Here is a 14,963-nt window from a genome sequence, read left to right on the forward strand (position 1 = left end):
CGGTGACGCGGGGGCTGGTGCGCAGAAGAAGTCGTACGGCGAAGAGAAGTTGACGTACGTGTTGACGGTACCTACAGCAGTGTCGGCTCGCGACCGCAAGCGCACTGGGGCAGAAGGGGCACACATATGAAGGGCACCGTGGGCGAGCTGGGGGAGTTCGGCCTCATCGAGAGGCTGACCTCCCGGCTCACCTCCACCCCGGCCGTACGGCTCGGGCCCGGCGACGACGCGGCGGTCGTGGCCGCGCCCGACCGGCGGGTCGTCGCCAGCACGGACATCCTGCTGGAGGGCCGGCACTTCCGCCGCGACTGGTCGACGGCGTACGACGTGGGCCGCAAGGCGGCGGCACAGAACCTCGCCGATATCGCCGCCATGGGCGCCGTCCCCACGGCCCTGCTGCTCGGGCTGGTGGTCCCCGCGGAGCTCCCGGCCACCTGGCCCGTCGAGCTGATGGACGGGCTGCGCGACGAGTGCCAGGTGGCCGGGGCCGCGGTGGTCGGCGGTGACGTCGTGCGCGGCGACATCATCACGGTCGCGATCACCGCGCTCGGCGACCTGCGCAACCACGACCCGGTGGTGCGCTCCGGCGCCCAGCCCGGCGACGTGGTCGCGGTCACCGGATGGCTGGGCTGGTCGGCGGCCGGGCACGCGGTGCTCTCCCGCGGCTTCCGCTCGCCGCGCGCCTTCGTCGAGGCGCACCGCAGGCCCGAGCCGCCGTACCACGCGGGCCCCGCGGCCGCAGGGCTCGGCGCGACCGCGATGACCGACGTCAGCGACGGCCTCGTCGCCGACCTCGGCCACATCGCGGAGGCCAGCAAGGTCCGCATCGACCTGCGCTCCGGCCTCATCGACATCCCGACGCAGATGTCCGACATCGGGCAGGCCGTCGGCGTCGACCCCCTCCAGTGGGTGCTCACCGGGGGCGAGGACCACGCGATCGTGGCGACCTTCCCGCCGGACGTGAAGCTGCCGGCCCGCTGGAAGGTGATCGGCGAGGTGCTCAATCCCTCGGCGCTGCCCCAGGTGACGGTCGACGGCGCACCGTGGACGAGCAAGGGCTGGGACCACTTCGGCGACATCGAGGACTGACGCCGCCGCGCGGCGGGTGCGGCCCGGGAGGCTGTGGGGGGAGCCCGTGCGCGCGTTACATTCGCTGGTATGCGAATAGCTCCTGGTGTGCTCCCCTGTGTCCTCACCGTCGCCGGATCCGACTCCGGCGGCGGTGCGGGCATTCAGGCCGATCTGAAGACGATGCTGGCACTGGGCGTGCACGGGATGAGCGTGCTCACCGCCGTGACCGCCCAGAACTCCCTCGGCGTGCAGGGGGTGTGGGACCTGCCGGTGGAGGCCGTGCGGGCCCAGTACCGCAGTGTGGTCGACGACATCGGCGTACAGGCCGTGAAGACCGGGATGCTCTCGTCCGCCGGACTGGTCGAGGAGGTCGCCGACCTGCTGGCCGGAACGGACGCCCCGGTGGTCGTCGACCCGGTCGGCATCTCCAAGCACGGGGACCCGCTGCTCGCCGCGTCCGCCGTGGACTCCGTACGCACCTGCCTGCTGCCGACCGCCACGGTGGCCACGCCCAACCTCGACGAGGTGGCCCAACTCACCGGCGTACGGGTCGAGTCGGAGCAGGACATGCGACGGGCGGCGGACGCGCTGCTGGCCTGCGGGCCGCGCTGGGTGCTCGTCAAGGGCGGCCATCTCGCCGGTGACGCCGTGGACTTGCTCTCCGACGGCTCGGCGGAGCACTGGCTGCGCGCGGCGCGCCTGGACAACCGGCATACGCACGGCACCGGTTGCACCCTCGCCTCCGCGATCGCCTCCGGTCTCGCCAAGGGACTCGACGTACCGCAGGCGGTGCACGCGGCCAAGGAGTACGTGAGCGAGGCGATCGCCGCGGGCTTCGCGCTCGGGGCCGGAATCGGCCCGGTCGACCACGGCTGGCGACTGCGGGAACCGGCGAGGGCGGGAGACCAGCGGGGCTGAGCGGCGGTGTTCTGACAGCAGCTGTCGGGGGGCCGGCCTACGGGAACCTCGACAGCGGCTGCTGGGGGGCCGGCCCGGGTGCTGCCGCCCGGCCGGCGCCGTCGTGGGGCCGGGGGCCGGCCGACGCCGATGCGCAGCGGACCGGCGGCTGCTACTCGATGCCGATGAGCAGCGGGGCGGAATGCCGGCCGCCCTCGTAGGTGACCGTGTCCACCGCGAGGTGCTTGCCGCGGACGTGCGCCTCCAGTGCTTCCGCCAGGCCGTCCGGGGTCGTGTCCCCGAGGACCAGCGTCACCAGCTCGCCCCCCGCCGACAGCATCCGGTCCAGCACCGTCCGCGCCGTCGCCGCGACCTCCGTACCGATCACCGCCACGTCGCCGTCGATCAGCCCGAGGACGTCCCCGGCCTGGCAGATGCCCGCCATCGTCCACGACTGCCGCTCCGCGACGGCCAGTTCGGCGTAGCGGGTGGCCCCGGCCGCCGACGTCATCGCCACCACGTCCTCGTCGAAGCGCCGGTCCGGCTCGTGGACGGCGAGCGCGGCGAGGCCCTGGACCGCGGCCCTGGTCGGGATCAGCGCGACCCGCACGCCCTCGGTGCGCATCTGCTGGGCGGCGGCCGCCGCGGTGTGCCGCAGCTCCGCGTCGTTGGGCAGCAGCACCACCTCGCGCGCGTGCGCCCGCCGGATCGCGTCCACCAGCTCCCCGCTCGCGGGCGGCTCACCGGGCCGGGCCAGTACGGTCGTCGCGCCCGCCTCCGTACAGAGAGCCAGCAGGCCCTCGCCGGGGACGACCGCCACGACGGCCCGCTGCGCCCGCTCGCGCGGCGGTGCGACGCGGTCGGCGCCGAAGTGCGTGATGCGGATGCGGTACGGGCGGCCCGCCTCGACCCCGGCCTCCACCGCCGCCCCGGCGTCGTCGACATGGACGTGCACGTTCCACAGTCCGTCGCCGCCGACCACCACCAGGGAGTCGCCGAGGCCGTCGAGCCGGGTGCGCAGCCGGTCCACCGCCGCGTCGTCCGCCTCCAGGAGGTAGATCACCTCGAAGGCCGGGCCGCCCTCGTCCGCGTGGTCGGCCGAGCAGTCGTCGACCAGGACGCCGTGCGGGGCGTGCACCCTCGCCGCCAGTGCCTCGCCGGTCAGGGCCTCCACGAGTGCGCCCAGCACCGTCACCAGGCCCCGGCCGCCCGCGTCCACCACGCCGGCCCGGCTCAGGACGTCCAGCTGGCCGGTGGTCTCGGTGAGCGCCAGGCGGGCGCCCTCGTAGGCGGCGTGCGCCACCGAGGCGGCCGTCGTGCCGGCCCAGGAGGTGGTGGCGGCAGCGGCGGAGGCCGCCTCCGCTGCCGCCCGCGCCACGGTGAGCACCGTGCCCTCGACCGGATGGGCGACCGCCCGGTGGGCGGAGCGGGCGGCCCGGTGCAGCGCCCGCCGCAGATCCTCCCCGTCCGCGCTCTCGCGCTGCGACAGTTCCTCCGACATTCCCCGCAGCAACTGGGAGAGGATCGTCCCCGAGTTGCCGCGGGCCCCTATCAGCGCCCCGTGCGCCATGGCCCGTACGGCGTCGGACAGCAGCGGAACGGAAGCGGTGGGTCCGGTGACCGTCTCGTGGGCGGCGAAGACCGCTTCCAGGGCCTGGGCCGCGGACTCCACGGTCAGGAAGAGATTGGTGCCGGTGTCCCCGTCCGCGACCGGATAGACGTTGATCGCGTCGATCTCCTCGCGCTCCGCGCCCAGCGCCTCCAGGGCCAGCGAGCACCAGGTGCGTACCGCGACGGCATCGAGATCGTCGGGGGACTGCGGCACCTGGGCCTCCTCCTTGAGCAGCGGGAACGAATCGCAGACTAGCTCCCGGAGCGAAGCCACCGGGAGAAGGGCGGGGGACGGGGGTCCCTCCAGCCGTGGTAGTTTCGTTGTACGAGAGCAGTCGTTGTATGCTGCTCCGGTTGCCCGATGAAAATCGGGACATTCCCTCGGCTACGCCGCAAGATCTCCGGATCTTCGGCATGCCGGAATTCACTGTAAGTGCATCTGAAGTCTTTGGAGTGACCGTGGCTGCCAACTGCGACGTCTGCGGCAAGGGGCCGGGCTTCGGCAACAACATTTCGCACTCGCACCGCCGTACCCCGCGTCGTTGGAACCCCAACATCCAGCGCGTGCGTGCAGTGGTCGGTCGGACGCCGAAGCGGCTTAACGCCTGCACCTCGTGCATCAAGGCCGGCAAGGTCTCGCGCTGACGTCTAGATAGCGCGGCCACCTAGCTGGTTGCTTGAAGAACCGGTCCACCCTCGGGTGGGCCGGTTTTTTCTTGTCCCCGTACCACAGGCCGGCCGGCACGGGACCCCGCTGTCAGTGCCATGGTGTCCAATGGATCTCGTGCCCTCGCTCGACGAACCACTCAAGAAGACACTCGGCGGCACCACCGCGAAGGTGATGGCCGAGCACCTCGACCTGCACACGGTCGGTGACCTGCTGCACCACTACCCGCGGCGGTACGCCGAGCGCGGCGAGCTCACCCAGCTCGCCGGCCTCCCGCTCGACGAGCACGCCACCGTGGTCGCCCAGGTCGCGGACGCCCGCGTCCTGCGCTTCAACAACGGCAAGGGCCAGCGGCTCGAAGTCACCCTCACCGACGGCAGCGGCCGCCTCCAGCTGGTCTTCTTCGGCAAGGCGATCCACCACCACCAGAAGGAACTGCTGCCGGGCCGCAAGGGCATGTTCTCCGGCAAGGTCGGCATGTTCCGCAACATCCGCCAGCTCTCCCACCCCGCGTACGAGATGCTCGGCAAGGAAGCGGGTGCGGACGCCGTCGAGGCCTGGGCGAACCAGCTCATCCCCCTCTATCCGGCCTGTGCCCAGATGGAGAGCTGGAAGATCGCCAAGACCGTCGACCTCGTCCTCGCGTCCATGGAGGCGACGAAGTGGGCGGAGGTCGTCGACCCGCTGCCGACCGCACTGCGGGAGGGCCGGGGCCTGGTCGAGCTCCCCGAAGCCTTCCGCAAGATCCACCGCCCCCGCACCAAGGCGGAGATCGCCGACGCCCGCGACCGGCTCAAGTGGGACGAGGCCTTCATCCTGCAAGTCGCCCTGGCCCGTCGCCGGTTCGCCGAGACCCAGCTCCCGGCCGTCGCCCGCAAGCCGGTCCCCGAAGGCCTCCTGGACGCCTTCGACGCCAAGCTCCCCTTCACCCTCACCGACGGCCAGCAGAAGGTGTCGAAGGAGATCTTCGACGACCTCGCCACCGAGCACCCCATGCACCGGCTGCTCCAGGGGGAGGTCGGTTCCGGGAAGACCATGGTGGCCCTGCGCGCCATGCTCGCCGTCGTCGACGCGGGCGGGCAGGCCGCCATGCTCGCGCCCACCGAGGTCCTCGCCCAGCAGCACCACAGGTCCATCACGGAGATGATGGGCGAGCTGGCCGAGGGAGGCATGCTCGGCGGGTCCTCGATCGGGACGAAGGTGGTGCTGCTCACCGGGTCGATGGGGACGGCCGCCCGCAGGCAGGCCCTGCTCGATCTGGTGACGGGTGAGGCCGGCCTCGTCATCGGCACGCACGCCCTGATCGAGGACAAGGTCCAGTTCCACGACCTGGGGCTGGTGGTCGTCGACGAGCAGCACCGCTTCGGTGTCGAGCAGCGCGACGCCCTGCGGTCGAAGGGCAAGCAGCCGCCGCACCTGCTGGTCATGACGGCCACGCCCATCCCGCGCACGGTCGCCATGACCGTCTTCGGCGACCTGGAGACCTCCGTACTCGACCAGCTCCCCGCCGGGCGTTCGCCGATCGCCACTCACGTCGTGCCCGCCAAGGACAAGCCGCACTTCCTGGCCCGCGCCTGGGAACGGGTACGGGAAGAGGTGGAGAACGGGCACCAGGCGTACGTCGTCTGCCCGCGCATCGGCGACGGCGAGGACGAGCCCGGGAAGGGGAAGAAGTCCAGGAAGGCGGCCGAGGAGGCCGAGGACCCCGAGAAGCGGCCTCCGCTCGCCGTCCTGGAGATCGCCGACCAGCTGCGCGCCGGGCCGCTGAGCGGGCTGCGCGTGGAGGTGCTGCACGGCCGGATGCAGCCGGACGACAAGGACGACGTGATGCGCCGCTTCGCTGCCGGCGCGGTGGACGTCCTGGTCGCCACCACGGTCATCGAGGTCGGGGTCAACGTCCCGAATGCCACCGCGATGGTGATCATGGACGCGGACCGGTTCGGCGTCTCCCAGCTGCACCAGCTGCGCGGCCGGGTCGGGCGCGGCTCGGCCCCCGGCCTGTGCCTGCTGGTCAGCGAGATGCACGAGGCGAGCCCGGCCCGCGCCCGCCTCGCGGCAGTCGCCGCCACCCTCGACGGCTTCGAGCTGTCCCGCATCGACCTCGAACAGCGCCGCGAGGGCGATGTGCTCGGCCAGGCCCAGTCCGGGGTCCGCTCGTCGCTGCGCGTCCTCGCCGTCATCGAGGACGAGGAGGTCATCGCCGCGGCCCGCGAGGAGGCGGTCCGGATCGTCGCCGACGACCCCGAGCTGGAGCACCTCCCCGAGCTGCGCACGGCCCTCGACGCACTGTTGGACAAGGACCGGGAGGAGTACCTGGACAAGGGCTGATTGCCCCTTCCCTTCCCCAACTGCCCCTTATCGCAAATGAGTTGACGTCCACACCGGTGATGCACAACATCATCACGACACGTCCGGACTCTCCTGGGGGCACGATGAGCCACAGCACGACGCGCAACACCGGCGGGCGTCCGCTCGCCCGTTTCGGTACGGCCCTCGGCCTGGTCCTGGTCCTTGCCTCCGGCGCCCTGGCGACGGCCGGGACGGCCCAGGCCCAGCCGGTCGAAACCGGGTCCCTCAGCTTCTCGGGCGACCCGGGCGACTACATCAGCCAGGGCCGCCCGCACACGTACTCCGTCGCGAACAAGGACAAGCTCACCGTCACCAGCAACAAGGACCAGAACGCCCTCTCGGTCTCGGTCAACGGGGCGGACGGCTCCCACTGGTCACTCGACCTCGCGGACGGCAAGGCCCTGAAGGCGGGCAGCTACACCGGCGCCGTCCGCTACCCGTTCAACGAAGCCGGCCGGCCCGGCCTCGACCTGAGCGGCGACGGCCGCGGCTGCGACACCCTCACAGGCTCCTTCGACATCGCCCAGGTGGTGTTCGGGCCCCACGGCTACGTACAGAAGCTCGACGCCACCTTCGAGCAGTTCTGCGGGAACAGCGGAGCGGCTGCGCGGGGTGAGATCCACCTCACGAATCCGGAGCCTCCCACCGAGCTCTCCCTCGGCCTCGACGTGTCCCTGGAGGGCCGGGCGAGCACGCTGAACGGCAAGGCCACCGTGCACGGCAAGGTGAGCTGTGCCGTACCGGCCCAGGTGGAGGTCACGGGCGACGTGACGCAGGTGAAGAAGAAGGTCATCATCCGCGGTGCCTACAGCGCCACTGTGTCCTGCACCCCGGGGGCTCCCGTCGCCTGGAGCGCCGAGGCGGTGCCCGCCGGGACGACCCCGTTCCAGAGGGGCCTGGTCGAGGTCGAGGCGCGGGCCTCGGCGGTCGACCCGAACTACGGGAACACCGTGACGCTCTCCCGCACCGAAGCCGTCCGCCTCGCCAGGAGCTGAGCCCGAAGCGCCAGGGCCCCGGCCGGCACCGCCGGCCCGGTCAGCCGCCCGGCACCACAGGCCCCGGTCGCACTCACCTGTGCGGCCGGGGCCGACGCCTGCCGGTCCGGCGGTGAGCTGAGAGACTGGCCGGGTAGGCAGCCCGCCCCGACCAAGGACTTGAGCAGATGACCCGCGTGATCGCAGGCACCGCCGGCGGACGCCGCCTGGCCGTACCGCCGGGCAACAGCACCCGCCCCACCTCCGACCGCGCGCGCGAGGGCCTGTTCTCCACCTGGGAAGCGCTCCTGGGCACCCTGGAAGGCATCAGGATCGCCGACCTGTACGCCGGCTCCGGCGCAGTCGGCCTGGAGGCGCTGTCCCGGGGCGGAACGCACGCCCTGCTCGTGGAGGCCGACGCGAAGGCCGTCCGTACGATCCGGGACAACGTGCGCACCCTGGGCCTGCCCGGTGCCGAGGTCAGGGCGGCCAGGGCGGAGCAGGTCGTGACCACCGCGGCACCCGCCGAGCCGTACGACATCGTCTTCCTGGACCCGCCGTACGCGGTCACCGACGACGATCTCCGCGAGATTCTCCTCACACTCCTGGCACAGGGCTGGCTCGCCGACGACGCGATCGCCACCGTGGAACGCGGCACCAGGGGCGGAGAATTCAACTGGCCCACGGGATTTGAGCCGCTGCGGGCCCGTCGCTACGGCGAGGGAACGCTTTGGTACGGTCGCGCCGCCTCGTCGTGCGAAGACGCACGATGACCGGACCGGAGAGCGAGGGACCACAGATGCGCCGAGCAGTCTGTCCCGGGTCGTTCGACCCCATCACCAACGGACATCTCGACATCATCGGCCGAGCCTCCAGGCTGTACGACGTCGTGCACGTCGCGGTGATGATCAACCAGTCGAAGCAGGGTCTGTTCACCGTGGAGGAGCGGATGGACCTCATCCGCGCCGCCACCGCCGACTACGGGAACATCGTGGTGGAGTCCCACCACGGTCTCCTCGTCGACTTCTGCAAGGACCGCGACATCCCCGCGATCGTCAAGGGACTGCGCGCGGTCAGCGACTTCGACTACGAGTTGCAGATGGCCCAGATGAACAACGGCCTCTCCGGCATCGAGACCCTGTTCATACCGACCAACCCCACCTACAGCTTCCTCTCCTCCAGCCTGGTCAAGGAGGTCGCGGCCTGGGGCGGCGACGTCGCCCACCTGCTGCCGGAGCACGTCCACGAGGCCCTCACCGCCCGCCTCGCGGAGCGGAAGTCCGGGAGCCGGCCCAACTGACGTTCCGGCACCAGGTGTCGGGCGGGAGCCGACTGGCCTTACAGTCGTCCCGTCCGTCTCCAAACCAGGCCGAGAGAGTGGCGAGCACACGGTGGACGTGCAGAAGAAGCTCGATGAGATCGTCGAGGCGGTCGGCAGCGCCCGGTCCATGCCCATGTCGGCCTCGTGCGTGGTCAACCGCGCCGACCTGCTGGACATGCTCGAAGAGGTGCGGCAGGCGCTTCCCGGCTCCCTCGCCCAGGCGCAGGAGCTGATCGGCGGCCGCGAGCAGCTGGTCGAGCAGGCGCGCCAGGAGGCGGAGCGGATCATCGAATCCGCCCAGGCCCACCGCGGCGACCTGATCTCCGACACCGAGGTCGCCCGCCGCTCGCAGGCCGAGGCCGACCGGATCCTCGCCGAGGCCCGGCAGGAGGCCGAGGAGATCCGCGCCGAGGCCGACGAGTACGTCGACTCCAAGCTGGCCAACTTCGAGGTCGTCCTCACCAAGACCATCGGCTCGGTGGGCCGCGGCCGCGAGAAGCTGCTCGGCCGGGGCCCGGGCCTCGACGAGCAGGGCTTCGGGGACGACGACGCCCCCGAGTACAGCACGGACCCCTCCACCCTGCTGCACCGTGCCGACGAGTACGTCGACACCAAGCTGGGCGCCTTCGAGGCCGTCCTCGCAAAGACCCTCGAAGCGGTCGGCAAGGGCAGGCAGAAGCTGCACGGCCGGGTCGCCTCCGACGACCTCGGTGTCCACATGGCCGAGCAGGACGGCCTGGACCACTCCCAGCTGCGCGGCAGCGACGCGGACTTCCTCGCCGACCTGGCCGAGCCGCAGCCCGCCGTCCCGGCCCAGCAGCCGGCCCGGATCCCCGAGCCCCCGCAGGTCCAGCCCCAGGTCCCGGCCCAGCAGCCGTACGACCCGTACGCGGCGCAGTACGGCGACCGGCCCCAGGCCCAGGACGCCTACGCGGCCCCGTACGGCCAGCAGGACCCGTACGGCTACCAGCAGGACCCGTACGCGGCCTCCTACGCGCAGCAGGGCTACGACCCCTACGGCCGGCCCGTCCAGCAGTCCCACGAGCCCCACCAGCCTCAGCCTCAGCCGCACCACCAGGCCCCGGCACACCAGGAGGCCCCGGCGCACCCGCAGCAGGGTGCCCTCGACGAGACCAGCATGTTCGACACGGGCATGATCGATCTCGACCGGCTCCGGGAGTACGAGCAGGGCCGCTGAGACCGGATTGGGCCCTGGGCGAAGCGTCAAGTATCCTGGCTCTTCGTCGCGGACCACGTCTGCGATTCCGGCTGCCCGACCGCCCCGGAACCCCCGGGAATTCTCTCCGGGACCTCCCGCGGACGTCACGGCAGCCCTTCTCCACAGCAATCCGAAGGCAGGAATTCCCCTGAGTACGCACCTCGACCACCGCAACCCCCTCGTGTTCGACACACACGAGCTGGGCCGGCGTCCCGGTGCGCTCCAGCGGCTGACCCGCTCGGTGGAGGCCCCCAAGGACTTCGGTGTCGAAGGGGTCATCGGCGTACCGGAAGGTGCGCCGATGGAGATCAGGCTCCGCCTCGAATCCGTCATGGAAGGGGTGCTTGTCACAGGCACCGCCCGTGCCACGGGTGAGGGGGAGTGCGTAAGGTGTCTGGAGCCGGTGCGGCTTGACGTCGCAGCGGACTTCCAGGAGATGTTCTCGTACCCTGACGCCGACGACCGGGGCCGTGCAAAAGCGGAACCGGGCGACGACGCCGAGGACGACGAGGACACGCTCTTCCTCGAGGACGGTTTGTTCGACCTCGAACCCGTGCTGCGTGACGTGGTAGTGCTCGCACTGCCGATGCAGCCGGTGTGCCGGGAGGACTGTGCAGGTCTGTGCTCGCAATGCGGGATCAGCCTGAACGACGACCCCGACCACCACCATGACGCCGTCGACATCCGTTGGGCGGCACTGCAGGGACTCGTCGAGACCGGCCAGGTCGACGAGAAGGACAACGTGAACGACGCTGAATCTGGCGTCGACGAGAAGCAGGAGAAGTAGCCGTGGCTGTTCCGAAGCGGAAGATGTCGCGCAGCAACACGCGCCACCGCCGGTCGCAGTGGAAGGCTGCGGTCCCCACCCTGGTGTCGTGCGAGCGCTGCCAGGAGCCGAAGCTCCAGCACATTGCGTGCCCGAGCTGCGGCACGTACAACAAGCGCCAGGTCCTCGAGGTCTGAGCGGCTGGTGAGAGGCACCATGTCTGAGTCACACAAGACGGACAATGCCTCGTCTCACACGCTTCTGGAAGGGCGGCTCGGGTATCACCTCGAGTCCGCCCTTCTGGTGCGTGCGCTGACCCATCGTTCGTACGCGTACGAGAACGGCGGCCTGCCGACGAACGAGCGTCTGGAGTTCCTCGGGGACTCCGTGCTCGGCCTCGTCGTCACGGACACGCTGTACCGCACCCACCCCGACCTCCCGGAAGGCCAGTTGGCCAAGCTCCGGGCCGCGGTGGTCAACTCTCGTGCGCTGGCGGAGGTGGGCCGCGGCCTCGAACTCGGCTCCTTCATCCGGCTCGGCCGGGGCGAAGAGGGCACGGGAGGCCGGGACAAGGCATCGATCCTCGCCGACACCCTTGAAGCGGTGATCGGTGCGGTCTATCTCGACCAGGGTCTGGACGCGGCTTCCGAGCTGGTGCACCGGCTCTTCGATCCGCTGATCGAGAAGTCGTCCAGCCTCGGCGCCGGCCTGGACTGGAAGACCAGTCTCCAGGAGCTCACCGCGGCCGAGGGGCTCGGGGTTCCCGAGTACCTGGTCACGGAGACGGGCCCGGACCACGAGAAGACCTTCACTGCTGCCGCCCGCGTCGGTGGTGTCTCGTACGGCACCGGCACCGGCCGCAGCAAGAAGGAAGCGGAACAGCAGGCGGCGGAGTCCGCATGGCGCGCGATCAGCGCGGCGGCGGCGGAGCGCGCGGCGGCGGCGAAGGCCGACGCGGCAGCGGCCGGCTCCTCACCGGCCAGGACCAGCGACACCGTCACGGCTCAGGCCGACGACACCGTCACGGCCCAGGCCGAGGACAGTGTCGCGGCTCCGGCCCACGACACTGTCACGGCTCCGGCCGAGGACACGGCCGCGGCTTCCTGAATTCGGTTCCGAACCCCGTCGCACTCCGGTGCGGCGGGGTTTTTTCCGCTGCGGACCCGACACGGACCCGGGGGAGACGAGCGGACCGGCCACCGTGCGGGCGGCCTGGCGGACGGCGGCCTTGGGACGGCGGGTACGCTGCCGACGGTCTTCGCATCACCGCCCCGCCCCGAGGAGTGCTTCCGTGCCCGAGCTGCCCGAAGTGGAAGTCGTACGCCGCGGTCTGGAGCGGTGGGTCGCGGGGCGGACCGTCGCCGCGGTGGAGGTGCTGCACCCGCGTGCGGTGCGCCGGCACCTCGCGGGCGGCCCCGACTTCGCCGCCAGGCTGCGGGGGCACCGCGTCGGAACGGCCATGCGGCGCGGCAAGTACCTCTGGCTGCCGCTCGCGGATGCCCCGCTGGCGGTGCTCGGGCACCTCGGGATGAGCGGGCAGCTCCTCGTCCAGCCCGAGGAGGCCCCCGACGAGAAGCACCTCCGGGTGCGGGTGCGCTTCGAGGACGGGCTCGGTACGGAGCTGCGCTTCGTCGACCAGCGCACCTTCGGCGGCCTGTCGCTGCACGACACGACCCCCGACGGGCTGCCGGACGTCATCGGGCACATCGCCCGCGACCCGCTCGACGAGGCCTTCGACGACGCCGCGTTCCACACGGCGCTGCGGCTGCGGCGCACGACGATCAAGCGGGCGCTGCTCGACCAGTCGCTGATCAGCGGCGTCGGCAACATTTACGCGGACGAGGCGCTGTGGCGCGCGAAGCTGCACTACGACCGGCCCACCGCCACCGTGACCCGACCACGCTCGGCGGAACTGCTCGCTCACGTACGGGACGTCATGAACGCGGCCCTCGCCGTCGGCGGCACCAGCTTCGACAGCCTGTACGTGAACGTGAACGGCGAGTCCGGCTACTTCGACCGCTCGCTCGACGCATACGGACGCGAGGGCGAGCCGTGCCACCGCTGCGGCACCCTGATGCGGCGCCGCCCGTGGATGAACCGGTCCAGCTACTTCTGCCCGAAGTGCCAGCGGCCGCCGCGGGTGGTCACCGCGGGATAGGGACGCTGCATTGTCAGTGGTGCGCACTAGTGTGCGATCGATGTTCCGTTGATCCGCCGGGTGCGCACAAGGAGCCACGATGTCCGAAGCCGAAGCCCCCGCCGACCCCAACGAGCGGAAGGCCTACGTCCTCAATGCGGAGCCCGGTGCGCCCGGAGCGCGGGAGAGCTCGCTCGGTGGCCCGCCGCTGTGGCCCACCGACGAGCCGTGGCCGTACTGCGCGCAGGAGGACCACTGGACGTACGGCTCCGATGTGGGCAACACCGAGCCGATCGTTCCCGGCGCGGTGCCCATGGTGCCCGTACTCCAGCTCTTCGCCCGTGACGTGCCGGGGCTGGAGTTCCCGGTGGGGACGGACGTGCTCCAGGTGGTGTGGTGCGCGCTGAACCACGACGACGGCCCCTTCCTGGTGTCGCCGCGGCTCTTCTGGCGCGACGGAACGCAGGTCGTGGCCGGTGGGATGCGGGCCGGGACACCCGTCGCGCGCGAGGGGGAGTACGACGAGGACAACGTGCCGGAGCCGTCCACGGTGTCGCCGACCGTGGTGCCGGACCGGCCGAGCCGGTGGGAGCACGGGAATGCTCCCCAGGGCGGTGGCGCGTCGTACGGGGACGACGAAGAGGGCGAGGGCGGTCATGTCGTCGCATCGAAGGCAGGCGGCTGGCCTGCCTGGACGCAACCCGCCAACTGGCCCGACTGCGCGGAAGGGCACCGCATGGAGCATCTGCTGACCCTCACCGGCGACATACAGCTCGGCGACTGCGGCGGCGTCTACTTCTTCCGCTGCCGCAGGTGCCCGGGACATCCGTGGGACTGGCGCGGCGACTGTCACTGACAGCGACGGTGGAGCAGCACCGCATCGACTGCACTGACAGCGGCGGGTGGGGCAGGACCGTGACGGGTGGGGCAGGACCGTGACGGGTGGAACCGGTCAGAAACCGAAGTCCTGCGTCCACCACGGGCCGCCCTCGGCCATGTGCACGCCGACGCCCAACGTCGTGTAGTCGCAGTTCAGGATGTTTGCGCGGTGGCCCTCGCTCTTCATCCACGCGTCCATCACCGCCTGGGCGTCGGCCTGGCCGCGTGCGATGTTCTCGCCGCCCAGGTCCTTGATGCCCACCTTGGCGGCCCGGTCCCACGGCGTCGCGCCGTCCGGGTCGGTGTGGTCGAAGAAGCCGCGCGAGGCCATGTCGCGGCTGAAGTTCGCGGCCAGCGTCGCCAGCCCGGTGTCCGGGCGGACCGGGCTGCAGCCGGCCTTCGCGCGCTCCTGGTTGACCAGCGAGAGCACGGCGGCGGCCGCGTTGTCCGGCGAGGCCGGGGCGGAGGGCCTGGCGGGGCGGCGCGCCGGTGCGGCGGGCGTCTCCGGTGCGGGAGGAGGAGACCCGGTGCGCTGCGGGGCGGTCGTTGCGGGAGCCGTGGAAGGAGTCCTGGCGGGGAGCTTGGAAGGAGTCGTCTTCGCACTTTCGACCGTCTGCTTGTGCGAATCGGCCGTTGGGGTCTTCGCCGTGTCCGAGGGAGAGGACTTCTCGGAAGGGCTCTTCGACGGGCTCTGCGAGGGGCTCTTCGACGGACCCTGCGGACGCTTCGCACCCCGCGCGGACGCGGAGGCCGAGGCGCGGTCGGTGGGGGAGGCCGAGGCGTCGCCCTGGGCGCGCAGATCCACCGCGCCGCCGGCCGTCACCCGGTCCCCGGAGCCGCTGCCTCCGCCCCCGAGGTGGAGTCCCTCGGTGCCGGGAAGGATTCCGGAAGCAACCGCAACGGCGCCGAAGGCCACCGCCGCGGAGACTCCGAGCAGCCCGGTCCGCACCGGCGCGGCCCGCTTCTTGCGGCGGTCACCGCCCCGAATGCCGCCTGCCGGAATACCCGCGTGGTCGTCCGCGGCGGGCCCGGCGGCAGTGCGTCGATGGCGTCCCATCTGCTGTGCCTTCCT

15 protein-coding genes are annotated in these 14,963 nt (G+C 71.5%); 13 read left to right on the forward strand and 2 right to left on the reverse strand.

The annotated features are described in order from the left end of the window. Nucleotides 1–126: 126 nt before the first annotated feature. Nucleotides 127–1,089 carry a thiamine-phosphate kinase gene (locus ACFWVV_RS03405; protein ID WP_384344434.1) on the forward strand — a complete coding sequence of 321 codons (963 nt, stop codon included), beginning with the start codon at nt 127–129 and terminating at the stop codon, nt 1,087–1,089. A gap of 69 nt (nt 1,090–1,158) precedes the next feature. Beyond that, entirely contained in the window at nt 1,159–1,989 is an 831-nt protein-coding gene (gene thiD / locus ACFWVV_RS03410; RefSeq protein WP_384344437.1) for a bifunctional hydroxymethylpyrimidine kinase/phosphomethylpyrimidine kinase, read from the forward strand. Nucleotides 1,990–2,140: 151 nt separating this feature from the next. On the opposite strand, the gene ACFWVV_RS03415 is transcribed toward thiD, so the two are convergent. Beyond that, nucleotides 2,141–3,793: a DAK2 domain-containing protein gene (locus ACFWVV_RS03415; protein WP_384344654.1), complete on the reverse strand. Its 1,653-nt coding sequence runs from the start codon at nt 3,791–3,793 to the stop codon at nt 2,141–2,143. A gap of 245 nt (nt 3,794–4,038) precedes the next feature. Here ACFWVV_RS03415 and rpmB point away from each other — a divergent pair, with 245 nt between their 5' ends. From rpmB to ACFWVV_RS03470, 11 genes are all read left to right on the forward strand, one after another. Further along, nucleotides 4,039–4,224, forward strand: a complete 186-nt coding sequence (gene rpmB / locus ACFWVV_RS03420; RefSeq protein ID WP_384344656.1) for a 50S ribosomal protein L28 — start codon at nt 4,039–4,041, stop codon at nt 4,222–4,224. Nucleotides 4,225–4,354: 130 nt separating this feature from the next. Further along, nucleotides 4,355–6,574 (forward strand): ATP-dependent DNA helicase RecG, encoded by a 2,220-nt coding sequence (gene recG / locus ACFWVV_RS03425; protein ID WP_384344439.1) that lies wholly within the window; start codon nt 4,355–4,357, stop codon nt 6,572–6,574. A gap of 104 nt (nt 6,575–6,678) precedes the next feature. Beyond that, nucleotides 6,679–7,590: a hypothetical protein gene (locus ACFWVV_RS03430; protein WP_384344442.1), complete on the forward strand. Its 912-nt coding sequence runs from the start codon at nt 6,679–6,681 to the stop codon at nt 7,588–7,590. Nucleotides 7,591–7,757: 167 nt separating this feature from the next. Beyond that, a complete protein-coding gene (rsmD, locus tag ACFWVV_RS03435) occupies nt 7,758–8,342 on the forward strand; it encodes a 16S rRNA (guanine(966)-N(2))-methyltransferase RsmD (protein WP_384344445.1) in 585 nt (194 codons plus the stop codon). 26 nt (nt 8,343–8,368) lie between these two features. Then, nucleotides 8,369–8,869 (forward strand): pantetheine-phosphate adenylyltransferase, encoded by a 501-nt coding sequence (gene coaD / locus ACFWVV_RS03440; protein ID WP_384344448.1) that lies wholly within the window; start codon nt 8,369–8,371, stop codon nt 8,867–8,869. Between the two features lie 91 nt (nt 8,870–8,960). Next, a complete protein-coding gene (locus ACFWVV_RS03445; protein WP_384344451.1) occupies nt 8,961–10,088 on the forward strand; it encodes a cell division initiation protein in 1,128 nt (375 codons plus the stop codon). Between the two features lie 169 nt (nt 10,089–10,257). Next, the gene (locus tag ACFWVV_RS03450; protein ID WP_384344659.1) at nt 10,258–10,896 is read left to right on the forward strand and encodes a YceD family protein; all 639 of its coding nucleotides are present in this window, start codon (nt 10,258–10,260) and stop codon (nt 10,894–10,896) included. A gap of 2 nt (nt 10,897–10,898) precedes the next feature. Beyond that, nucleotides 10,899–11,072, forward strand: coding sequence for a 50S ribosomal protein L32 (gene rpmF / locus ACFWVV_RS03455; protein WP_003965982.1), 174 nt, complete (start codon nt 10,899–10,901; stop codon nt 11,070–11,072). Nucleotides 11,073–11,091: 19 nt separating this feature from the next. After that, on the forward strand, nt 11,092–11,982 hold the full coding sequence (rnc, locus tag ACFWVV_RS03460) for a ribonuclease III (RefSeq protein ID WP_384344453.1): 891 nt from the start codon (nt 11,092–11,094) through the stop codon (nt 11,980–11,982). A 184-nt stretch (nt 11,983–12,166) separates the two neighbouring features. Then, complete coding sequence (mutM, locus tag ACFWVV_RS03465; protein ID WP_384344456.1) at nt 12,167–13,033, forward strand: bifunctional DNA-formamidopyrimidine glycosylase/DNA-(apurinic or apyrimidinic site) lyase; 867 nt, start codon at nt 12,167–12,169, stop codon at nt 13,031–13,033. Between the two features lie 79 nt (nt 13,034–13,112). After that, nucleotides 13,113–13,868 (forward strand): DUF1963 domain-containing protein, encoded by a 756-nt coding sequence (locus ACFWVV_RS03470; protein ID WP_384344459.1) that lies wholly within the window; start codon nt 13,113–13,115, stop codon nt 13,866–13,868. 96 nt (nt 13,869–13,964) lie between these two features. Here ACFWVV_RS03470 and ACFWVV_RS03475 read toward each other — a convergent pair whose 3' ends face one another. After that, nucleotides 13,965–14,948, reverse strand: a complete 984-nt coding sequence (locus ACFWVV_RS03475; protein WP_384344462.1) for a CAP domain-containing protein — start codon at nt 14,946–14,948, stop codon at nt 13,965–13,967. Between the last annotated feature and the right edge of the window lie 15 nt (nt 14,949–14,963).

The sequence above is a fragment of the Streptomyces sp. NPDC058663 genome, from assembly GCF_042716745.1.
GTDB lineage: Bacteria > Actinomycetota > Actinomycetes > Streptomycetales > Streptomycetaceae > Streptomyces.

Bases quoted from the DNA above. Each gene is read 5' to 3' on its own strand.
- rnc (WP_384344453.1), top strand. From the start codon at position 11,092: ATGTCTGAGTCACACAAGACGGACAATGCCTCGTCTCACACGCTTCTG.
- ACFWVV_RS03470 (WP_384344459.1), top strand. From the start codon at position 13,113: ATGTCCGAAGCCGAAGCCCCCGCCGACCCCAACGAGCGGAAGGCCTAC.
- coaD (WP_384344448.1), top strand. From the start codon at position 8,369: ATGCGCCGAGCAGTCTGTCCCGGGTCGTTCGACCCCATCACCAACGGA.
- thiD (WP_384344437.1), top strand. From the start codon at position 1,159: ATGCGAATAGCTCCTGGTGTGCTCCCCTGTGTCCTCACCGTCGCCGGA.
- recG (WP_384344439.1), top strand. From the start codon at position 4,355: ATGGATCTCGTGCCCTCGCTCGACGAACCACTCAAGAAGACACTCGGC.
- ACFWVV_RS03475 (WP_384344462.1), bottom strand. From the start codon at position 14,948: ATGGGACGCCATCGACGCACTGCCGCCGGGCCCGCCGCGGACGACCAC.
- ACFWVV_RS03430 (WP_384344442.1), top strand. From the start codon at position 6,679: ATGAGCCACAGCACGACGCGCAACACCGGCGGGCGTCCGCTCGCCCGT.
- rsmD (WP_384344445.1), top strand. From the start codon at position 7,758: ATGACCCGCGTGATCGCAGGCACCGCCGGCGGACGCCGCCTGGCCGTA.
- ACFWVV_RS03405 (WP_384344434.1), top strand. From the start codon at position 127: ATGAAGGGCACCGTGGGCGAGCTGGGGGAGTTCGGCCTCATCGAGAGG.